Genomic DNA, 21,821 nt, shown 5'->3' with positions numbered 1-21,821 from the left:
CGGTAAATCTGATTGCTGCATCCTTGAGGTCCGCCGAGTCGAGCCTCTGAATTCAACCGTGCTCACGAAGCCGGTTCCGACACAGGAGCCGAGCTGCCCAGTCGTCGCATCACCGCGCCACCGAGGAGAGGGCCCACCGGCTGATCCTCGATGCGCAGCTTGTCAGCCAAGTCCGACAGGTGAAGGCGCACGGATGCCTCCAGCAGTGTGGCGTAGGTATCCGACGCAGTACGGAGGCGGCGTGCTGAAATGACCACCAGCGTGGCGGCGAGCGGTACCGCGGGCCACCACCACCAGGTCAGAGGCAAATAGAGCAGGGCCCATCCACCGAGGACGGCAGCTCGCGTCAATGCGGCCCGGGCCCTGCCGATCTCGCCGCGTATCTCTTCCGGCAGCACGAGCCAGAGGTGTGGCCAGAGGATGAGGAGATTGACATGTGCCTCTCGGTCCAGCCGGACTGCGGTGGCGTGGATCCGGTCACCGCTCCAGGTCGGCCGTTCAGGCCGCTCCACGGAGATACGTTTGCACCTGTGGGCCGCACGGTGACGCTCCAGAGGTCTCGGCCGGTCGGCCGGACGCGGAGCGCGTTCCCGGAGCCGCAGGGCCTGGTACTCCGCCTGTGCCGCGTCCCAGCGACGCTTTCTACGTGCCACGTGACGCTCAGCCAACTCGCCGAACAGCCAGGGCCATGCGCCCCAGCTGGCGGCCAGAGCGACACGCTCGACAACGGAGCCGAGGGACTGGGCGGCCAGCCCAACAGCAGCCGCACCAGCAAGGACGGCAGCGAGCAGTACGACCTGGCCGCCTACCGTGGTCACCTGAGGAGCCTGAGCAGCATCCGAGATCGCGTGAGGGAGCCGCCCCACGTCCAGCGCAGCACTCTGCCCGAGGGTGGTTCCGACTGCAGCGACTGCCATGTAGAGCGCGCCTGGCAGTACGAGGAGGGTCAGCCACCGCTCGGCCAGCTTCTTGCTGAGTTCGCTGAACAGCCCTCCCACTACGGGAGCCTCTCCCGGATCAGCGCCGTCTCGGCGGGGGCGAACCGGCAACGTGGCACGTCGTCGTCCACTTCGTGACCGGAGCGACCAACGCACAGCTGCAAGGGGCATCGATACACGACATCCAGATCAGCAACACCGGCCGGCATTACGCTGCGGCCCGCGCCCCCATGCACCCCCGATGGATCGCCTGCGCGTCGAACCGCTGCGTGCAAGGCGTCTAGAAGAGCGGTGAGCGAAGCGGCCGGACTACCAATTGCGGCTTCGAGAGCATGCAAGGCGGCGGCGTCCTCGTCGAGCAGCGCAGCAAGTTCATCCCGATGCCCACATACGTACGACAGCGCCCTAGCGATCCGCAGGCCGACTACTTCCGCCTGGCTCGTCATGCCGAACTCCGCCCCCTGTGCCTCGTTGATCCACTAGGCGGCCATTCTCGCTCCAGATGTGCAGGTGCACGCCCGGTTTCGGCAAACTGCTTCGGGCAGGGGCGGATGGCATCGAAGTCCCGGAACCCATCACCCCGACTTCGTAAGACCAGGTCAGGGCCCTGACCTGGTCTTTGCACCTGTCTTGGGAGCTATCTGGGAGCCGACCTGGGAACCCGGCTCCCCGACCCCTCCGTGATCTACCGCAAGGAACTGCCCCGGAGCGAGACCTGCACATAGGCTCAGGACGGCCAGCGTGGCAGCGCGCGGCTGACGGACTGGGGCAGGGGGATAGCGTGGATCATCTCTTCACCGTCGAAGGGGCCTTGGCCGCACCCATCGCACCGACCGCGCTCGCAGCGAAGGGGCTCCTCGAACGACAGCACCTCCAAGAGTGGGTGATCGCCAACCCTCAGGTCCTCGGCGAGTCGGTGCTAGTGATCACCTCCGAGTTCGACCGGTGGGCCGACACGGACGGGGTGCCGGCGCGGGACCGGCTGGACGTCCTGGGACTGGACGCCACCGGACGGCTCGTGGTCGTCGAGCTGAAGCGCGGAACGGCCGACCGGGACGTCCACCTCCAGGCGATCACCTACGCCGCCCTGGTGTCCAGGTTCGACCTCGACACGCTGGCACAGGCACACCGCGACTTCCGGAAGGGCAGGGGCGAGGTCCTCGAACTCTCCGAGTGTCGGCAACGCCTCCTGGACCACGTGGACGGGGACTGGAGCCCGGAACTCCTGCAGCGTCCCAGACAGGTGATAATTGCCGCCGACTTCCCCAAGCAGGTCACGCACACCGTGGTCTGGCTGTCGGAGATGAACCTCGACATCGACCTCATCCAGGTGGGGCTGTGGAGGGTGAAGGACCAGCTCGTCGCCAGCTTCACCAAGGTCTACCCCACGCCGGAGGTGGAGGAGTTCACTCTCGCCCCGGCCCGGATCGAGGCCAAGGCCGCGGCCCAGAAGCTGGAGGAACGCTCGCGGGCCCGGAACGCCGTGCATGTCATCGTCGGCGCCGGACTGCTCCCGGACGACACCCTGCTCACGCTGACGCCGAGGCACGGCGTGACCGAAGGCATCCGCGAAGAAATCCTCGTCTGGGTAGGTGAGGACGACAGCCGAGCAAGCGTCACGTGGAACAACAACACCGCCAAGCCGCTGATGTGGAGGGCTGACGGCAAGCCGTACACCCCAACCGGACTGGCCAACCACATCTTCACCAGCGTGACCGGCCGTAAGGCCGACGGCATCCAAGGCACCACCTGGTGGGACGTCGACACCACCCACGTCCCGGACACCGTCGACCCCGAGGAGTGGGGAACCCTGGCCGGCACCAGCCTCGCCGCCCTGGCCAAGCAGCTCAGCAGCACCGGCAAGGACTGGACGAGCCTGCACACACTCCTGACGGCCGTCCCCGCGGGTCGGTGGACGACTTACGGGGACGTGGCAACCGTGATCGGCAGCCATGCCGTCCCGGTCGGCACGCACCTGGCCACCTGCCGCCAGTGCCCCAACGCCTGGCGGGTCCTCAATACGGCGGGCCGTGTCAGCCCCGGCTTCCGTTGGACCGACCCCACCCGCACAGAGACACCCGCCGAAGTCCTGGCGACCGAGGGCATCCGCTTCGAGGCTGGGGCAGCGGATCCGACTGTGCGCCTGTCCGTGGACGCCTTGAAGGCCCTCGTCGGCAACTGAGCCCGAACTGCCGGGGAGGCCAGCCGGGAACCCGCCGCGGAAAGCCCACCGCACAGCTTGTGCCCACCAGAACGCGGACGGTACGACGATCACATGCACCGTTGGACGCCGCTCAACGATCGCCAGCTTGCCCTCCTCACACGTATCGGGGAGGGCACTGAAGCCGTCACCTCTGACTCCCCGGACCTCGCCCGCACCACACGGGTCCTGCAGGAGCGGGGCCTAATCACCATGCCGAAGGAAGGCGGGAAGTGGGAGGCGGAGATCGCCGAGGCGGGTCGCTTCTACCTCCAGCACGGTCATCATCCGGACCGGCCTGAACCCGCGCCACGGAGGTCCCGTACGACGGCGGCCGCCACGGCACCCCCGGAGTCTGAGCCTCCCGAGCCCGAGACCCCAGTCAAGCGGGAGCCTCGTGCGCAATATGCACCCAAGGCTCCGCAGCCCTCCTCCGCGGGCATCGGGGCGGCCTTGATCGCGGAAGTGCAGGAGGCTGGGCGCTTCCTACGCATCCCGGATCCTGGGGAGGCGGAGCGCGCCCGGTACCGGCGGGCCTTCGATGCGGCGAGGCAGCGCCCTCCTGCCGGGTACCACCTGAAGTACACCGGGCGGGCCAAGGGAGACATCTGCTTCGGGCTGCTGCGGGTGAGTGGCGAGGACGACACGGAGTGGAACCGGATCAGGCTCGCGCGCAGCAGGACTCTGACCGACATCGACGATGTGATCACCGCAGTCGAGAAGGACCACAGCGCCTTCGAGGTCTCGGAGGAGGTACTCCCCCGGGTTCTGTCCCTGCTCCGGCTGTTCGCCGAGCGCGCCTTCGCTCTCCATGGCGAGATCAAGATCTCCAAGAAGCGCAAGCAGCCGCGGCCGCTGCTCACCGTCCATGGCGTCACCTACGAGATCAACTTCCGTGAGCGGCAGCAGCAGGTCCGGTACGTGCCCAAGCAGCCGGGCCGGCGTACCTATGACTGGCAGCGGGTGACGCCGGCGCACCGGGTCGAGCCCTCCGGGGAGCTCGAGTTGCGCCTCGGCATCAAAACGGAGTGGGCCGACACCGGCAAGAAGCGGCTGGAAGACCAGATCGACGAGGTCTTCAAGGTGCTGAAGGCACGTGCGCGGGAGCAGGAGCGAGCCAGGCTCGAGTACGAGGCGGAACAGCGCCGCCTGAGGGAAGAGCGCGAAGCGGAACAGCATCGGCTGCAGGAGGAGCGGGCGAGGCAGGAAGCCGAACGTCAACGGGTGGAAGCGGAGAAGCGGCAGCGGACACAGGAGAAGTGGGAGGCCGCGCTCAGCGTGGCTTCGATCAAAGCGGTGGACGCGGCGCGGGCCGAGCAGTTCGGGACGGCCCTGGACCGATGGCGAGCCGCCGGCGAAATCCGGGCCTTCTGCGACGCCTTGGACGAAGCCGCTGCCCAGGCCGATGACGCCGTCGAGGCAGAGAGCCTTCGGGAATGGTCGGCCTGGGGACGATCAGAGGCAGCCCGTATCGATCCCATCTTGAGCCGCAAGGGGCTCCGCGGGCGGAACTTCCACGCGGAGCCGACGGGTGACCAGCTTCGTCCGTTCCTCGCCGGCTGGCACCCGCATCGTCCCGAGAAGGAGAAGCCGCCGTCGAAGCCCGCTCCGGCCCAGCCCGAGGTACGGCCGGAGCCGGAGCGCTCGCGGGCGTTCAGCGACGAACGTCCGGACCAAGGGTGGAGATATGGACGCCCAGGTCGCGCTCAATGGTGGAGGCGATGACACCGTGGCCCCGATCGCGGAGCGCCTTTACGGCCCGCTCGACCAGTTCCCCGAGTCGCAGCACCTCCGCCCTCAGGGCCACCAGCTCGTCATGGCGCTCTGCCTTCTCCTGTCCGCACCACTCCCGCACCGTGCGCAGGGCTTCCTTGTCCGCGTCCAGCCTTCGGTCGTCCCGACGCTGGTAGCCGTACCAGGAAGATCGGTCGCGCTCCTCTTCCATGGCTCGCTGCCGCCGGTCGACCTCCGGCAGGATCTCCTCGGCCAGCCGCTGGGCGACCTGGCGTGCGATCCGCTCGGTGATCGGCCAGCCCGCCAGGGAGCAGCCTTTGCGGTCCTCGTGGAGCATGGGGTCGTCGCGCAGTCGGGCAGCGTCCATGCCGACGAGTGGCGCGGTCTCATCGACGTGCCCCAGCTCCAGGACGCCTGCGTCGGCCACGGCCTTACGCAGACGTAGCCGCCCCTTGGGCCGGACGAAGCCCAAGATCATCCGGGCCGCCTCGAATTCGGCGCTCCCCCGCACTGCCCTCGATGCCTCGGTCAGAGCCAGCTCCGCCGCGTCGTCCGCCCGGAAGGAGTCGACGTCAGCCCAAAGGTCGAGCAGACAGCCGGGACTTACCCATTCCTGGAGGCCAGCCGCATCGCCATCCAGGAAGCGCACGTGGACGCTCGCGGATCTGCCGGCGCCACCTACTCGGACAATCTCCACCCGTCGCAGTGCACCACCCAGTTCCTTCGGCCTTGCTCGATAGGCCCAGTGCTCCCCAATCTCCATGGGTCCATTGAGCCAGTCCAACGACTCCTGGAGGCCGTCAACGGCAGAATCCGGGCTCCGGCTATCCGTACGTCTCCTTCCGGCGGACGCGATGTTCGCGGCCTCCCTGGCCGGATCCATTGACACAGGCGAGGGAGGGGCAATGCGGCGCCGTTGTTCCACAGGCCGAGGTGGTCGCGGTGAACGGCCAGGACGCCGTTCTGCACAGCGCAGCGCTCGGCAGGGCCGCTGAAGTAGGTGGTGGTCACGAAGATCGCGACGTCGGCGCCGAAGTGCACTTGGGAGCCAAGGAGGTTGCGGACCTCGCTGTTGGAGATCTTCCGCTTCGGGTTGTAGCGCTTGCACTGGATCACCATGGTCCGGCCGTCGGGAAGCCGTCCGCGGACGTCCGCTCCGTCGTCGTGCGAGCGACCGACCCGGCGCACGTCGGTGCATCCGTCCCGTCGGCACAGACCGGCCACAAACTCCTCGAAGTCCGGTCCGTCCATCGCGTCGACTTGGGTGAGCGTCCGGTGGCCAGTGTTGACCGCGTCCTCGTGGCGCCACGTCCGATCACCGCTGCGGATGAGCCGGTCCGTCTTCCACAGCCACCAGCCTCCTGCGGTCACTGCCCCTATGACCAGGGTCCCGACGAGGTAGGGCCAGATCACAACCCATGACGACGTGAGTACGCCGAGGACAGCGATACCGCTGACGGCTCCCACAGCGAGCCGGTCGTCCCTGCGCTTACGCCGGGACGACCGGCGCTTCGGCTTACGAGCTGCCACCCGTTTCCTCCCCCTGGTGTCGGCCGCCAGTGTGGGTGAGGAACTCCGCAGGCGTAAGAGCGCCTGTTGGCCATGGCTCACTCTCCCAGCACCAGGTCCCCGAGGCAGCGGCGTGCCCACGTACGCCCTGTGCGCGCCCCTCTCCCGGTGCATAGCTTGCGATGTTGGTCTGTTACACCCGAGCGAGCCGTAAGGGGAACAGGTTGAAGCCAGCCGCTGACGTACTGAAGGAGCTCGTCCAGCCGTCAAACATCTCCGCTCATTCCAGCACCGGGCTGGTCGGCAAGGTCGATGCGGCAGCCGCCGAGGATGACAAGGCCCGCGAGGAGAAGGAGCTCGAAGAGCTCCGGCGCAAGTCGGGCCTGCGCCCCATACCGACGAAGGAGCTGGACCGGACCGTCCAGCTCACGCCCTGGGACGTCTTGCACACCCTCGGCCAAGCGATCGCCCTGTCGCGGCGAGGAGCCAGCCGCGGGCTCGCGGAGCACTGGGGATGCCTGAAGTACAGCCAGGCTCTGACCGGCAGCGCCGAGTCCTTTATGACGCTCTCGGCAGAGGGCCGGGAGACCGCGGACTACTACAAGGCGATCCAGTCCGGGGAACTCGGCACCGGCTTCGCCCTGACTCTCGCTCGACAGCTCTTGGGCCGCCGGTATCCGGATCACTCGATCTCGATCGTCCCCGCGGACACCGCGCTGCGGGCCGGCTGGGCTCTCACCAGCCGTGACGCCGGGCCGCGATCCGGCTACCGCTACCGGCCGCAGTTCTTCGCCGAGGTCTGGAAGCCCGGCGAGCCGTCGTCGGCCATCCCGATCGCCTGCAAAGGCAACCACAGCAACGCCGCCACGTCGCACACCCAGCTGGCGTCCGCCTCCGCCCACGTCGAGGCAGTCCACATCGGCGCATGGAACCAGACGCCGGTCCTGGTGTTCAGCACGGAGCTTCCGACCGAGGGCCCCCTCACGGTGCACGCCTTGCAGGCACGGGGAACCGGCGGCCGGCTGAACAGCGCGCTGGACACCCCCGACAACCACCTCGATCAACCAGTCGACGACGAGAACATCTACCCGGGAATCCAGCGGCCTCACGAGGGCGGCGAACCGCCAGCGCCCGAGCCAGGGTTCCACGTCCAGCCCGAGCACTATCCGTGGTTTCGGCGCGTCCTCGCCCGAACCACCGCCGCCGGCCTGACGGCCTTCGCCGGAGACGGCACAGCCACCGCGCAGTACCTCACCAAGAGGCAAGGCCAGCGACACTTCACGGGCCTAATCCATGCCGCCACCGACAGCGTCCAAGACGCGTACGTCCAGCTCCATGGCATCGACTTCGTCGGCACCGATCACGTCTTCCGTCTCAACAGGACCCGGGTCGAGGCGTTCTCCGGAGTCGCGAAGGACCTCTTCCACCATCTCGAGAACGGCCAGTTGGAGCGGTACCGCACCGCGGTCCACGCCCAACGGAAGTCATGGCCCCTTCTCGGATGGGACTCGAAGTGGGACGGCCCCGTCTCCATCCATCAAGACGGCTCCGTACTCGCGATGCGCGTACTGACCTGACCCTGCCCGGGCAGGTGTGACGGTGTCGCGCCCGGGTGCCCTCGGGCGCGACACCATCCAACGCCGCCCGTGTGAGTGGGAACGGAAGGGCTCCGATCCGGAAGAGTGCTGGCCGCTTACGAGGCCCGGCTATCGGGCGTCCCGTCGCTCCTCGTGCCCGGCCAGCTGCACTCGTAGCCGCTCAGCCTCGGCCTCGGCCCGGCGCAGTCGGCGCTCCAAGACAGCGCGAGCAGGCGGCGGGATTTCGGGCTTCAGCGCCTCATTCCGCGGAATGAGCCAGCCCACGCGCTGATAGGCGACAATCGCGCGAGCGTCGGGACACGTATGGCAAGACCGTTCCGGCCTCGGACGCGGCCAGCCTGCCGCCAGCATCCGGCGGGTGTGCTCACGTTGGTGTCCGGATTGAAGCATCGGGTCTGAATCCCAGACCTGCTCAAATTCCTCGGTCATCTGCTTCACCCTCGTGGCTTCGGCCAAGCGCGGCCCATCATCGGGTTTCCAGTCGAGGGCTGGCGCTACGACCTCTTCGACGTGTCCGCAGGCCAGCGTCACCTTCCAGAAGGCCGACGTGTGCGCTTCATCATGGCGGATCACGGCCCACACATCGGCATCGGCCCATTCGGGTGGCTCCACCGGGTCCGCGGCAAAGCTCACCTCCCGTCGGTCTCCCCACTCAACGATGTCGCGGTAGGGGGCATCAGCGGAATCATCGTGCCGGCAGTACACCTGTCCCGGCGGCAATGCTTCACCATCCCCGAGGCCACGCCACTGCCTCTCGCTCGGCGGGATGCGGTCACCCGGTGTCAGCAACTCCTTGACGCAAGCGCAATCCAGCTGAACCCGCCATCGGTAGTACCGGTCCGGGTCCGGTGCGAAGAACGGCCACAGCACCGGAGGAATCGCCCTGCGGCGATCCGAATTGAACTCCTCGTACTCGCGCAGGACGTCCGTGCGCCGCCTTGCCCGGCCGGGAAGCCGGCGCGCTACAGCTGGTGGGCGCACACCTGCGGCAGGGTCGGCCACGTTCGAGTCCTCTCGCCCAGCGAAACAGTGCCGATGCTAGGAACCTTGAGATCGAACTGCTGCCGAAATCGCGATCGCTTCGCCTGAACGAAGGAGACGAAGCTGCCGCCGGGGGCACCATGACACAGCGGTACGCCACCGCAGAACCTCACTGGAGAAAACACTGTGGGCCGCCGTCCTGAAGCCGATCGAACCCGCTACGGCAGCCGGGAGGTAAGGCTCCGTTCCGGCTCGGGCTTCGGCGACGGCCTGACCCGGAGAGCGAGAAGACGGTCTCACAGGCACAAGAACCAATTCGGCCCATACTTTCGCACTATCGTTGCGCCAACTTGCCCATGACGCCCCACGATTGCGCAGGAGAGCGGATGCAGCCTCTGTACGTGGTTGAGTTTGACGTGTCACCAGCCTCGGATGCCGATACCGATGTCGTGCCGCGGCTGCGGCGGCATCTTGCAACCTGGCTGGGCGCCCCTTCCGGAAGCGGCCCCTCCGAGGCCGATCTCACCCGGTCCGGCGACACGCTCCTGCCGGCCAAGCCGCCCGGCCGTGAGCTGAGGCAGGCGTCATGGAGGGTCGAGGAGGGCGACGACACCCACGCGCTGCGCGTCCACCTTTCCCACCCCGTCGACAGCGGTGCGCGGTTCGTCACCCAGGTCACTTTGGCCGACCTGGCAGACCGTGTGCTGTTCCGAGTCGTGATGGGCCAGGAAATTCCGAGCGGTTGGCTGTCCCCCATACAGGACCCGCCCCTGTTCCGGCCGAACGTGCTGGGTATCGCCTGCGGGGACGATGCTCTCAATCTGCGCACGCTGAGCCAGCGGGTGACCGGCCGGTTCGAGCCCATCCGCCAAATCGAGCTGGTCCCGGTCCTCGCCGAGTCCTTGGCCTCTCCGACCCGTCTGCCGACGCTTGTGATGCATCCCCGTGACGACGATGCCTGGCAGGTCGCTCGACGGGCCTCGTCACAACTCATGGGTCTTGCACAGGTGGTGACTCTCAACTACGCGACCAGCCAGGCGCTCCTGCAAGCCCAGCCTGCCCTACGCGTCCCCGACGGCGGAGCCCTGCTCGTATGGCCTGACCTGAGCCTCTCACACCCCAGCTACTCCCGTGCCGAGGTCACCACTGATGGGATGGTTGGCCATTGGATGCGCACCCTGGCAGAACTGTCCGTCCTGGCACGCGGATCTGACAAGGGGTGGGAGTCGGCGCTCCATGCCGCGCAGCGCGCAGCCGCCACGCGCGCAGCCTCTGAGGTGGAGGAAGCCCGCCGAGTGGGTGATGCAGCTGCCGAGCGGAAGGCACTCGAGCAGCGCATCCGCGCCCTTGAGGATGACGTCACCACCTGGGAACAGCTGGCGATCTCGGAGGCGGCACGGGCAGCAGAGTTCTCGGGCAAGGCCGCTGAAGCCGCGAAGCATCAAGAGGAAGCGACCCGGTGGCGCCAGCTCTACCAACAGGAGCGGGCATCCCAGAACTCGGCACCGGGTGATCCCTGGGGTGCCATTCCAGACCTTCAGACGGGGGACTCGGATGCAACGTACCGTGCCCTTGAAACAGCATCTGAAGGGCGCATCGTCTTCACCCCCGGAGCTGAGCGCAGCTGGAAGGCGAGCCGCTACCGCTTCCCTGAGGAGATGACTGAGAAACTGGTCCTGCTCGCAAAAGCGGCGGCTGACCTGTACGAGCAACCGCAGGGCTCCATGCCCCACCTTGACGAGTGGTTCTCCACCCAGCACGGGTTGAGGGTTGCCACCAGTGACCAGACCATCAAGAACGATGTCGGTCTTCGCTGGGTGGAATTCGACGGAGAACGGCGGGATACCCTGCCGCATGTGAAGGTCCGCGACGGCGTTGCCCACAGCGATTGCGGTCGTATCCACTTCGCCCTTGACCCCAAGGGCCGCCGCTTCATCGTGGACCACGTGGGCGTGAAAAAGTACTGAACAAGGGAGGCCGCGTACTGCCCGACCCGGGTCACGGAGATCCCGGCCCGGCAGCGCGTGGCGAAGGGCCCTGTCCGGAGTCTGTAGGAGCTAGAGCGTGTCTCCTTGAATGGTTGGTCAGTTGATCGGATGTGTCCGTCCGGTTAGTGATCACTGATGCGATCTGGGACCGGATCGAGCCGCTGATGCCGGCCGATCCGGTCCACGGTCGGCGATGGGCCGATCATCGCCGCACCTTGGAAGCCATCGCGTGGAAGTACCGAACGGCTCACCCTGGCGAGACCTGCCCGACGAGCTCGGCTCGTTCCAGACCGCCCATAAACGGCTGATCAGGTGGGCCGTGGACGGAACCTGGGAACGCATCCTTGGCGCGGTGCTGGCGGCAGCTGAGAGGGCAGACGACATCGGCTGGACTGTGTCGGTGGATTCCACCGTGTGCAGGGCTCAGCAGCATTCCGCCGGAGCCAGAACCAAGGGGGCTCGAGGCCCGGCCGAACCCGACGACCACGCGCTCGGACGCTCCCGCGGCGGCCTGAGCACAAAGGTCCACCTCGCCAGCGACAGTCGTGCACGGCCCCTGGCCCTCCGCGTCACCGCAGGCCAGGCAGGCGACGCCCCGGCTTTCAAGACCGTCATGGCCGCCATCCGTGTTCCGCGAAGCGGACCGGGAAGACCCAGGACCCGGCCTGATGCCGTCCTCGCGGACCGCGCGTACTCGTCCCGCGCGATCCGCAGTCACCTCCGCCAACGCGGTATCCGCGCTGTCATCCCCCAGCCGTCCGACCAGATCGGCCACCGTCTGCGGCGAGGCAGTGCCGGCGGCCGACCGCCGTCCTTCGACGCGGAGGCGTACAAGCAGCGCAACGCAGTCGAGCGATGCATCAACCGGCTCAAGCAGTGGCGCGGCCTGGCCATGCGAACGGACAAGCTCGCCATCGCCTACCAGGCCGCACTCCACCTCGCCGCGATCCTCATCTGGGCCCGGCGACAAACGGCCGTCAGCGATCGACCACCCAACACGCGTCCGCAGGCCAAGAGCCAGTACCGACGTGCTCCACGACACTGAGCGTTTTCAGCTTCGCCACTCCAGGGTGACGCCGCGGCCCTCGCTTGAGCCTGGAAGCTCCTCGGCTGGGCCCGCCGGGCACGGTGGGTTGTCTGTGAAAAGTCGCGGGCGGTCACTTCGCTGAGGGGCCGGTCCTGCGCTTCGGGGCGGAAGGTGATTGTGGGGAGGGATGGAACGCATGCTCGAAGTACCATCCCTGCAAGGTTCTCCGGCCGGTACTTCCCAACCTCCGCAGTGGCGTAGTCGGACGGAGACATCCCTGTAGAGAGGACAGAGGGCATAGGGCGATGAGTGTGGCTGAGAGTTGGTCGCGTGTGATGAGCCTTCTTCGAGAGCACGCGCCGGCCGATCACGCGGATCTGCCGGGGCCCGCTACGGAGCAGATGCTCGCGGCAGCCGAGGAACGGATGGGGATCTCCCTTCATGGGCACCTGCGGACGTGGCTGTTGCAGAACAATCTGGATCTGCCGGAGGAAGACGTCGACGACGACGTGATGTGCTGCGGCTTCGACGGGTTCCCCGACGAGGGAAGCTTCTTTCTGGGCATCCGGGCGATGGAGAGGCTCTACGCGAATCACCCCTTGTCCGGTGGGAGCGAATGGCGCGAGGAGTGGATCCCGTTCCAGTCGGACCGGGACGGCTGGATGGGACAGTTCATCGACGCGAGGGACGGACGTATCGGCAGATGGTTCGTGGGTGCGCCCACGGTCACCGGCGAGTACGCGTCACTGGCTCACTACTTCGACTCCGTGGCGGAGATGCTGACGAGGATCGGCGCGGGGGACTATCCGGTCTGTTCCGTTGCCGAAGGGCGACTTGTCTGGTCGTGAGACGGCTCCCAACTGGATGACGGCCATTGCCAATCCGTCCTCACCCTGGAACGGCAATGAGATGCATCAGCGTTGACGTTCCAGGGTGAGGACGGCTGCGGCGATGACGGTCATCCGGTTGGGGCTGCAGCGGGCCCGGCGCAGGATCTGCCAGGACTTGAGTCGCGCGATGCTTCGTTCGACCGGTGCTCGTGCCGCTGACAGGGCTCGGTTGATCGTCTGCTGGGTTGTGGTGAGGTCCTGGCCGGGAAGCCGCCTGATGGGCGTGGTCACCCAGGGGCCGGCCCCGATGTAGGCGCGGTCGGCGAGCACGGGAACGCCCTGGCGTTCGCAGATCCGGATGATGCGGTGGGTGCGGGCCGCGGTCAGATCATGGGTGCGGCCGGGCAGCGCGGGTGAGATCCACAGCAGGTTGCCGGTGGGATCGGCCACGACCTGCACGTTCACGCCGTGACGGCGGTGCTTCTGGGAGAAGTCGGCCCGGCTGTCGCCGACCCGGTCGCACTCGGCGAGCGTCCCGTCGAGCAGGACGTGATCAGGATCCGTCTCGCGCAGGACCCGCAACAGACCGGGTGCCCGGCGGGACAGGTGGTTGACGACGGCCGTGACGTAGGCGTGGGCGGTCCCGACGGATATGCCGAAACCGGCGGCGATCTGCGCGAGCGTCTCGTGCCTGCGCAGGTAGACCAGGCCGACGAGGGCGCGCTGGTGGGGCGGGAGCTTGCAGCGTCGGTCACCCTCACGGGTGACGATGAGCATCGATACCCACTCGACCAGAGCATGAGGCAGGTCGAGTGCGGCAGGACGGGGAACCAACGAGGCTCCTGTGCTGATGAGTTGAGACGTCGAGCATCTCTCTCAACGGCACGGGAGCCTCGTGGGTTGCGGGACGCTGGCCCGTCACCCGATCAATGGCCACTCTGAAAGAGCTCACTGAACACCGTGTGAACGCGGACGGTGTCCTCACCCGGGCGTCACGCGGCTATTACTCCCGGAGGAACTCGAACGCCCAGGTCTGGGGCTTGCCGATGCCGACCGTCTGCAGCCCGAGCTGAGGCGGGAAGATCTTGATCGGCGCAATTCCCACTGCCAGGTCGGCATCGGGAACACGGATGACGAAAGGTTCCGGAAGCAGCCCCAACGGCAGTGGCTCGATGTTCCACACGCGCGTGGGGAAATCAGACAACGGCCCCAGGATCAGCCTGTCGCCGGACTGAGGCTCCTTGTGACTCAGGGAAGCACTGGGGATGATCTGCGCTGGGAACTGGATGGCGTAGCCGCCCTCGGCGCGCTCTACGCGAAACTCTTGCTCTCGTTCCGGCACAGCCCCCTTACCCGCAAGGGTCACACCCTGCTCGGTTGCTGTGAGGATCGCCGCCTCGGGGGCGATGCCTTCGCCGAGCGCGAAGATGCGGTATGTGCCGTTGCGTAGGTTTCCCATGGGTGACTCCTTCACCTAGTGATCGCCGCGACCGCGACCGACTCCGGTCGACAGCCTCCCGCAGCAACAAGTGGGCCGGACCAAAGATCGGCCGGACAACCGGGCAACGCTGCAGAAGCCCTGAAGATGCTCCATAAGACGGCAAACCACCTGATCGGGAGAATCCCCGGAGCCACGGGAGTGGATCAACTCCTCAAGGAGACAGGCCCTAGCTGTATTGATCACGAGCGGCTGTCTCCGAGGTCAGCAACGGCGGGACATGATCGGGACCGATGCTGAGTGTTTGCTGACCTAGACCCTCACATCATGCCTCTGACCTGCGAAAACACCCAGATGTCAGATGTGGGACTTGAACATGGTTCGAAACATGAAGAAGCTCCCGATATGTCTGCTCCCTGCCTGCTTTCCGCAGGTCAAGGGCGGTCTCCGGAGCCTACAACGATTCGCATGTTCGGTCAGCTTTCCCCAGGTCTCTCAGGACTCATGCTGACAGATTGCCAACTATTCCGACGCACCATCAGGGCGGTTCGGCAGCTCTCCCGCGCCCTCTGACTCGCTGCCGCGACGACGGCCGTTCTGGAACGTTCTGCGGGACGGAAAGACGCCGACCGGACCATTTCCGCGCAGGGGGCCTGCAATGCATAGAGCGGTCGACCGAACGGGTCGGCGAGGACCTGGACGTTCAGGCTGTACCGCTTGTGCTTGCTCAAGCAGCACGCCGATCTCGGGCGAGCTGCTCCGTCAGGTGCCACAGGGCACGGCTGGACAAATCGATCGACGACGAGTGGATAGGCACACGAAGCTCCTGGCGGAGATGGATGAGCTACCCAGGTGACTGCCGGGGCTCGTGCAGAGCGGTCCCGAGCCGGTGACGCGTTCCCTTCTATCGTGGAACTGCACACCATGACGCTCAGCGCCGAGGCGGACAGCAACATGAGGAAACCGGAAATCGACTACGCAGCGGTCTTCCGTGCCCTCCCCGGCATGGTGGCGCTGCTCACCCCGGACCTCGTGTACGCCGACGCCAACGACGACTTCCTGCGGCTGGCGGGGCGCACCCGCGAGGAGCTGTTGGGCCGCTACATCTTCGACGTGTTCCCCGAGAACCCCAACGACCAGGCAGCGGCCGGCATGCGGGAAACCCGGGCGTCGATGCTGCGCGTGGTGGTCACCGGTGAGCGCGACACCATGGCGCTGCTGCGCTACGACATCGAGGATCCCGAGCGGCCCGGCCGTTGGGTGGAACACTTCTGGAGCCCGGTCAACGCACCCGTGCTGGGCCGGGACGGTCAGGTGGTGCTGATCGTGCACCGGGTCGAGGAGGTCACCGAACTCATCCGAGCGCGCGGCGGGCCGGGCAGCGACAGCCGGGCCCGTGTGCTGGAGGCCGAGCTCTACACCCGCGCCCGCGAACTGCAGGATGTCAACGAAAGCCTGCGCCGGGCTCAGGCGCGCGATCGCGAGGTCGCCCTGGCCCTGCAGGAGGCGATGCTGCCCGCCCCCACGCCGCTCGGGCACCACCAGGCAGCCGTTCGCTACCGGCCCGCTGTCGGCACCCTGAACGTGTGCGGCGACTGGTATGACCTGGTCGACCTGTCCGCCGACCGCATCGCGGTCGCCGTCGGCGACGTCGTCGGCCACGGCCTGGCAGCGGCCTGCGTCATGGGACAACTGCGCAGCGCACTGAGCGCGGCGGCCCGTGTAGCCGACGGCCCGGCCCAGGCACTCGAGGCCCTCGGCCTGTATGCCCGCCATGTCGACGGGGCCGAGTCGACCACTGTGGTGAAGGCCTTCATCGACTGGGACACCCACACCATCACGTACAGCAGCGCGGGCCATCCTCCACCCGCCCTGCTCAGCCCCGACGACACCGTGACCTTTCTCGACCAGGCCACCGACCCGCCTCTCGGCGCGCGCCCCGAACACGTCCCGCGGCCGGAGGCCAGTACGGCCTTCACCGAGGGCGCCACCCTGGTCCTCTACACCGACGGCCTGATCGAACGCCGCACCGAGGACATCGACACCGGCCTGGCCCGCCTCGGCGACGCCCTCGCCCGCCATGGGCAAGCTGACCCCGAGGCCCTGGCCGACGCCCTCCTGGCAGACCTCCTCCCACCCACCGGCAACACCGACGACACGGCGCTGGTCATCATCCGCCTGTGACCCGCAACGTCCGCAGCCACGCCGGTGAGAATGGCACGGCCACCAGCCCCCGCCACTCGCGGGAACCGTTGAGGCCGTAGATGAGACGCCGTATCCAGGGGGTGTCCGGCTTCCCTCGGCGTTCGGCGAGCAGTACCGGGATGCGGCGAGCAGTTTGCCGGTGGCGGCGTCGCGCCATTGGTACTGCTCGGTGAAGTTCGCTCCCGGCAGCCCGTAGTTGTATGTGGTGGGCTCTGACTCCGTGGACGGCTTCATGCTCGTGGCGACGAACACGCGCCTGTCCGGTGGGCCGATGAGCGAAGTGGCAGCTTGGGCGCGCATGTCCGCCTTCCAGGCGAGGGAGAACTTGCCCCGACGTAGGTCGATGGCCCTCCTGGAACGTGGCGTACTTCTCCCACCCCCCTAGATCCGCAGTCGTCCACGCGCCATCGACGGGCTCCCGCCCGCCCGTCACACCCCTCGGCCAAGGCTGCGGACCGGCCCGTCGCGGACAGGTGACGTACGACGACGCCAACGCCGTGCCTGCAGAGGCGTCCTCGCTCCATGGCACGCACGGGCCTAGAGGCGGCGGAGGCCAGAGCCGAAAGCCATGAACAGCAAGCTGCTGGATACGGTCGATTCCATGCATTTGCAGCGTGCGTCATGGCGGTGATCGATCAACTTTGGGTCCAGATTGATCAACGGAGATTTCCGTTCCAGTCAGGGCCACTTGGCGTACCCGAACTGACTATGCTCGCCCCGCGTGTTGCGCTGCACTCACCGCGAGTCAAACGTCGCATTGCGCGCAGACGGAGCCCGGCACAGAGAGGCGTGACCACCCATCCGATCTCGAACCGGCCCGTCGGGCGCACCTATTGGAACATCTTTGCGCGGCCGAGCCAAGTCCCGACCGTTCTTGTCGGCGCACCGCATCACGCCCAATCGACCAATTCCAGACTGTTTAGGGACCCTTCGATGGTTCGTGCAGGTTCAACCCCTAGAGCGCTGCCACGTGCAGTGGCTTCGGCATGGCTAATCCCCACTGGTGTCCTGGCTGGGGCCTGCGTCGTGGCGCTGATCTGTGTTTCCGCGCAGATACGCACGCCAGTTGCCTGGTGCGGCCTCGTCGCGGTCGGCCTGACGGCCATCACGTCGGCTGAGACGGCGCGCCGGGCGCGTTCGGCAGAGGCGGCCCGCTACGCGCGGGCGAATGCCGAGGTGCAGCGGTACTACGCGCAACGCGAGACCGCACTGTTCGCGCGTTTGTCCGATCAGCGGGCCACCACCGTATGGCTCGCCGAAGAGCTCCTCCCCGCAGCTGTCGCCCGCCTGCAGAAGGGTGAGCCCACTTCGGAGATCCTGCAGTCCGTCCCGTTCGGGGAACATCTCGACAGCGAGTTCGCCGAAGCGCTCCGGGCAGCTCTGCGGACGCTCCTGGAAGCCGTGGATGCCGAGGAACGCACCCGGGACTCGTCGCAGCGGGCGCTGGTGGCGATCGCCCGGCGGGTCCAGGCGATCGTGCATCAACTCGCCAAGGACCTGCGCGACATGCAGATCCTGCATGGTACGGACGTAGTGGTCTCCCATGGCCTGCAGGACATCGACCATCGCAATGCCCTGATCGGGCGCCTTGCGGCCAGCATCGCGGTACTCGGTGACGCCCGGCCCGGGCGCCAGTGGTCGAAAGCGATCCCGCTCTACGACGTCGTGCGAGGGGCCATGTCACGCATCGTGGACTATCCCCGCGTAAAGCTGCAGTCGGTGACAGAGGTGGCTGTGATCGGCCAGGGAGCCGAGCCGCTGATCCACCTGCTCGCCGAGTTGCTCGACAACGCCACGACCTTCTCGCCCCCGCACGCCCCGGTCGAGGTGACCGCGAACGAGGTGCCCTCTGGTATCGCGATCGAGATCGAGGATCGCGGGGTCGGGCTCACCGAAGAGGTCCGCCAGCGCATCGATCGCGTCATGGCTCAGGCATCATCCGGCATCGATCTGGCCGACCTGGGCGAGGCGACGCAGCTCGGCCTGCCCGTCGTCAGCAGGCTGGCCCGCGAGAACGGCCTCGACGTCGACTTGCGCACCTCCGCGTACGGAGGAGTGCGGGCCGTCGTGCTCGTTCCGCGGCGCCTGATCACCACAGTTCAGCCGCCTGCCCCGAACGTCCGACAGTTCACGCCGAGGCCCACGGGCGCACCGACCGTGCCGAAGCCGACGATGACGCGCGTTGCCTCAGCAGATTCCGTCGAGGTCGAACAGACCGCCAACGGACTGCCGCAACGGCGACGCGAGTCGCCCGTCCCGACACCGGTCGTCCGCACGACCCCTCATCCCCCCGCCGCTTCGGCCGCCACCCCGGGAACGGCCGGCGCACCCCGGCAGCCGGGCCTGATGTGGGAGGCGTTCAGCGGCGAAAAGAGGCCGGTCACGGGCCCTTCCATCCAAACCAGCGAGCCATCAGACGAGGGTGAGTAACCGTGCCGCCACTGCCCAACATGGACTGGATGCTCAAGGAGCTTGCAGCCAGCGTCCCGTACGTGCGACACGTGGTCGCGTTGTCATCGGACGGTCTGTGCATCGGTCAAGCGAACACGGAGCCCGACACCGCTGACGCGATCGCCGCTGCCTGCTCGGGCATCCAAAGCCTGGCGAAGGCCATCGCCCAGAAGTTCCCGCACGGAAACGGCTCGACCCACATGGTCGGGATCGAAGTCGACGGCGGATACTTCTCCCTCATGGCGGCCGGACCCGGGGCCTATCTCGCGGTGCTGGCCGATGAGGAGGTGGACGCAGGGTTGCTGGGCGACCGTATGCGTACGCTGGTGTTCCGGATCGGTCAGCACATGACCAGCCCACCTCGTGATGACATCGGGCAGGCGATGTGACGTCACAGAACCAGGACGCATGGGATGAAGGCAGTCCCGTGCCGCTTTATGTCATCTCCGGTGGCCCGGGTTCCTCGGCCAAAGCCTTCAACCTGGTCACCCTCGTCGCATCGAGGTCCGCACCCGAACCCGGTATGCAGCCCGAGCAGGCAGCCATTCTCGCCATGTGCCAATACCCGCTGTCGGTGGCCGAGATTTCCGCGTATCTCAGCCTGCCGTTCAGCGTCATCACGGTGCTGCTCTCCAAGCTCGTGGACCACGGGCGAGTTGAGGCCACTGCTCCCGTTCCTGTCGCAGCGGTCCCCGAACTTGGCCTTCTGGAGGCGGTGATCCATGGACTACGCAGGCTCTGACGCACCCGCCGCCGGCCCCCGCCGCTCGGACGTGCTGCTGCCGCACGGCGCCAGGGGAGTCAAGGTCGTGATTGTCGGCGGCTTCGGGGTGGGCAAGACGACCATGGTCGGGGCGGTGAGCGAGATCCCGCCCCTGACCACCGAAGAAACCATGACTCAGGCCGGCGTCGGGATCGATCACAATCCCGGCGCGGAAGGCAAGAGCACCACGACCGTTGCTCTGGACTTCGGCCGCATCAGCATCAACGAGGAGCTGATCCTCTATCTCTTCGGCACGCCGGGACAGGAGCGCTTCTGGTTCCTCTGGAACGGCATCTTCGAGGGCGCGCTCGGTGCCGTGGTCCTCGTCGACACCCGGAGGATCGAAGTCTGTTTCGAGATCATCACCCGTCTGGAAGACCGCCGCGTCCCCTTCGTCGTGGCCGTCAACACCTTCCCCGAGGCGCCGCAGCACCCGGTACCAGCCCTGCGCACTGCTCTGGCGCTCAACGAATCGGTGCCCATCATCACCTGTGACGCACGCGACCGGTCGTCCAGCCGCGACGCGCTGCTCTCACTGATGGGCTATCTGTGCACCCTCGCCGCCGCTCAGGAGTCCGTATGACCGTCCCACCCGCTGACCACACCACCACGGAACCAGGGCTCGTCCCGCCCCCGGGTTGCCCGGCCCACGCCGCCACGGGACTCGACGCAGTGACCCGGCTCTGGGGCGCCGCTGCCGAGACCGACCCCATGGGCCTGTACGAAAAGTTGCGTGCCGTCCACGGCCCGGTGGCCCCCGTCCTGCTCGACGGGGACGTACGGGCGTGGCTCGTCCTGGGGTACCTCGAGAACCGTGATGTGGCCAGCCGCTCCACCCAGTTCTCCCGCGACCCCCGCACCTGGCACGGCTGGAAGAGTGGCGAGATCGACGCCACCACCTCGCCGCTGGTGCCGATGATCGGCTGGCGACCCGACTGCGTATGTGCGGACGGCGAAGAGCACCAGCGCCTGCGCGGCGCGGTCACCGCCGGCCTCGACCAGTTCGACCAACGCGGAATCCGCCGCCGCATCACCCGCTTCGCGCACCAGCTGGTCGATGAGTTCTGCGAAATGGGTAACGCGGAGCTGGTCGGTCAGTTCACCGAGCACCTGCCCATGCTCGTTCTCACCCACCTGCTCGGAATGCCGGACGAGTACGGTCCCAAGCTCGTGCACGCCGCCCGGGACCTCTTCAAGGGCACCGAAACGTCGCTCGCGAGCAACGCCTACGTGCTGGAGACCCTCGACCAGCTCGTCGTCGCGAAGCGCGCCCTGCCCGGGCAGGACATCGCATCCGTACTGATGGCCCACCCGGCCGGCCTCACGGACGAGGAGGTGCAACACCACCTGCGTCTCATCCTGCTTGCGGGCTATGAGACGACCGCCAACCTCATGTCCAACGTGCTGCGCATGGTGGTCACCGACCCGCGGTTCCGCGGGTCGTTGGCCGGCGGACAGATGACCTTGCCGGAAGCAGTGGAGCAAGTGCTCTGGGACGAGCCACCACTGATGGTGTGCCCGGGCCGCTGGGCCACCGGTGACACCTCCCTCGGAGGACAGGAGATCAAGGCGGGAGACATGCTCCTGTTGGGCTTGGCCGCCGGGAACGTCGACCAAGCGGTTCGCCCGGACCCCTCGACCCGCGTGCACCACAACCGCGCGCACCTGTCCTTCAGCGCCGGCGCCCATGAGTGCCCCGGCCAGGACATCGGCCGTGTCATCGCCGACACCGGCATCGACATCCTGCTCACCCGGCTTCCCGACATCAGCCTGGCCGTGCCCGAGGGCGAGCTCACCTGGCGCTCCTCCACCTGGTCGCGGCATCTGACGGCGCTGCCCGTGAGGTTCGCGTCCCGCAGTCCGGAAGCGCATGATGTGCTGCCACCACCGCTGCCGGCCGCGCCCCCGCCGAGTACCGGTATGCCGAGGGCGCCCCAATGGCCTCTCTCCGAACCGGAGTTGTTGCGCCCAACCGAACCCGGCACCTCGTGGCGAGCGCGGCTGAGGCAGTTTCTGCGGAGGCTGTAGGACTCGCAGCTCACATCAGAGCCGAGCACGACAGCCGAGGAGACTGCCGGACGGCACGGGTCGGCAGCCTCCTCACAGCTGGGCGGGCACCAGCCGAGTGCTCGTGCCGTCCGGCGTGACTCCTGAGTCGG

Annotated in this window: 17 protein-coding genes and 1 pseudogene; 12 read left to right on the top strand and 6 right to left on the bottom strand. The window is 67.3% G+C overall.

Annotated elements, in window-relative coordinates; translation table 11 throughout:
* Positions 1–62: 62 nt before the first annotated feature.
* Entirely contained in the window at positions 63–998 is a 936-nt protein-coding gene (locus ACIQU4_RS11565; protein WP_403728339.1) for a hypothetical protein, read from the bottom strand.
* Positions 999–1,719: 721 nt separating this feature from the next.
* On the opposite strand from ACIQU4_RS11565, the gene ACIQU4_RS11560 reads away from it, so the two are divergent.
* The gene (locus ACIQU4_RS11560) at positions 1,720–3,120 is read left to right on the top strand and encodes a DNA-binding protein (protein ID WP_403728337.1); all 1,401 of its coding nucleotides are present in this window, start codon (positions 1,720–1,722) and stop codon (positions 3,118–3,120) included.
* A 93-nt stretch (positions 3,121–3,213) separates the two neighbouring features.
* A complete protein-coding gene (locus ACIQU4_RS11555; protein WP_403728335.1) occupies positions 3,214–4,863 on the top strand; it encodes a PE-PGRS family protein in 1,650 nt (549 codons plus the stop codon).
* Here ACIQU4_RS11555 and ACIQU4_RS11550 read toward each other — a convergent pair.
* Together ACIQU4_RS11550 and ACIQU4_RS11545 are read right to left on the bottom strand one after the other, a co-directional pair.
* A complete protein-coding gene (locus tag ACIQU4_RS11550) occupies positions 4,793–5,635 on the bottom strand; it encodes a PE-PGRS family protein (protein WP_403728333.1) in 843 nt (280 codons plus the stop codon). The two genes, ACIQU4_RS11555 and ACIQU4_RS11550, sit on opposite strands and share 71 nt — an antisense overlap.
* Positions 5,551–6,123, bottom strand: coding sequence for a restriction endonuclease (locus ACIQU4_RS11545; RefSeq protein WP_403728544.1), 573 nt, complete (start codon positions 6,121–6,123; stop codon positions 5,551–5,553). Before ACIQU4_RS11545 ends, ACIQU4_RS11550 begins: the two co-directional genes overlap by 85 nt.
* 482 nt (positions 6,124–6,605) lie before the next feature.
* Between ACIQU4_RS11545 and ACIQU4_RS11540 the strand changes: the two genes are divergently transcribed.
* Complete coding sequence (locus tag ACIQU4_RS11540; RefSeq protein ID WP_403728331.1) at positions 6,606–7,958, top strand: hypothetical protein; 1,353 nt, start codon at positions 6,606–6,608, stop codon at positions 7,956–7,958.
* Between the two features lie 129 nt (positions 7,959–8,087).
* Here ACIQU4_RS11540 and ACIQU4_RS11535 read toward each other — a convergent pair whose 3' ends face one another.
* Positions 8,088–8,981: a hypothetical protein gene (locus tag ACIQU4_RS11535; RefSeq protein ID WP_403728329.1), complete on the bottom strand. Its 894-nt coding sequence runs from the start codon at positions 8,979–8,981 to the stop codon at positions 8,088–8,090.
* A 365-nt stretch (positions 8,982–9,346) separates the two neighbouring features.
* On the opposite strand from ACIQU4_RS11535, the gene ACIQU4_RS11530 reads away from it, so the two are divergent.
* The 3 genes and pseudogenes from ACIQU4_RS11530 to ACIQU4_RS11520 all read left to right on the top strand — a co-directional run bounded on the left by ACIQU4_RS11530 (position 9,347) and on the right by ACIQU4_RS11520 (position 12,823).
* On the top strand, positions 9,347–10,927 hold the full coding sequence (locus tag ACIQU4_RS11530; protein WP_403728328.1) for a PspA/IM30 family protein: 1,581 nt from the start codon (positions 9,347–9,349) through the stop codon (positions 10,925–10,927).
* 185 nt (positions 10,928–11,112) lie between these two features.
* Positions 11,113–11,846, top strand: a pseudogene (locus ACIQU4_RS11525) (IS5 family transposase); the annotation flags it as partial.
* Positions 11,847–12,310: 464 nt separating this feature from the next.
* Entirely contained in the window at positions 12,311–12,823 is a 513-nt protein-coding gene (locus ACIQU4_RS11520; protein ID WP_403728542.1) for an SMI1/KNR4 family protein, read from the top strand.
* A 66-nt stretch (positions 12,824–12,889) separates the two neighbouring features.
* Here ACIQU4_RS11520 and ACIQU4_RS11515 read toward each other — a convergent pair whose 3' ends face one another.
* Complete coding sequence (locus tag ACIQU4_RS11515) at positions 12,890–13,639, bottom strand: transposase family protein (protein WP_403728326.1); 750 nt, start codon at positions 13,637–13,639, stop codon at positions 12,890–12,892.
* A gap of 169 nt (positions 13,640–13,808) precedes the next feature.
* Positions 13,809–14,264 (bottom strand): hypothetical protein, encoded by a 456-nt coding sequence (locus ACIQU4_RS11510; protein WP_403728324.1) that lies wholly within the window; start codon positions 14,262–14,264, stop codon positions 13,809–13,811.
* A 933-nt stretch (positions 14,265–15,197) separates the two neighbouring features.
* Between ACIQU4_RS11510 and ACIQU4_RS11505 the strand changes: the two genes are divergently transcribed.
* From ACIQU4_RS11505 to ACIQU4_RS11480, 6 genes are all read left to right on the top strand, one after another.
* Positions 15,198–16,427, top strand: a complete 1,230-nt coding sequence (locus ACIQU4_RS11505; protein ID WP_403728541.1) for a PP2C family protein-serine/threonine phosphatase — start codon at positions 15,198–15,200, stop codon at positions 16,425–16,427.
* A gap of 1,047 nt (positions 16,428–17,474) precedes the next feature.
* Positions 17,475–18,878 (top strand): ATP-binding protein, encoded by a 1,404-nt coding sequence (locus tag ACIQU4_RS11500; RefSeq protein ID WP_403728322.1) that lies wholly within the window; start codon positions 17,475–17,477, stop codon positions 18,876–18,878.
* A 20-nt stretch (positions 18,879–18,898) separates the two neighbouring features.
* Positions 18,899–19,288, top strand: a complete 390-nt coding sequence (locus ACIQU4_RS11495; protein WP_365951816.1) for a roadblock/LC7 domain-containing protein — start codon at positions 18,899–18,901, stop codon at positions 19,286–19,288.
* Positions 19,289–19,326: 38 nt separating this feature from the next.
* The gene (locus tag ACIQU4_RS11490; protein ID WP_403728320.1) at positions 19,327–19,641 is read left to right on the top strand and encodes a DUF742 domain-containing protein; all 315 of its coding nucleotides are present in this window, start codon (positions 19,327–19,329) and stop codon (positions 19,639–19,641) included.
* Positions 19,622–20,245, top strand: a complete 624-nt coding sequence (locus tag ACIQU4_RS11485) for a GTP-binding protein (RefSeq protein WP_403728318.1) — start codon at positions 19,622–19,624, stop codon at positions 20,243–20,245. The genes ACIQU4_RS11490 and ACIQU4_RS11485 overlap by 20 nt, the downstream gene beginning before the upstream one ends.
* Entirely contained in the window at positions 20,242–21,690 is a 1,449-nt protein-coding gene (locus ACIQU4_RS11480; RefSeq protein ID WP_403728316.1) for a cytochrome P450, read from the top strand. The genes ACIQU4_RS11485 and ACIQU4_RS11480 overlap by 4 nt, the downstream gene beginning before the upstream one ends.
* Positions 21,691–21,821: the final 131 nt, after the last annotated feature.

The organism is Streptomyces sp. NPDC090741, assembly GCF_044769045.1.
Classification (GTDB): Bacteria; Actinomycetota; Actinomycetes; order Streptomycetales; family Streptomycetaceae; genus Streptomyces.
Note: the sequence above shows the minus strand (reverse complement) of the source record. Positions and strands in the feature narration are given on the sequence as shown.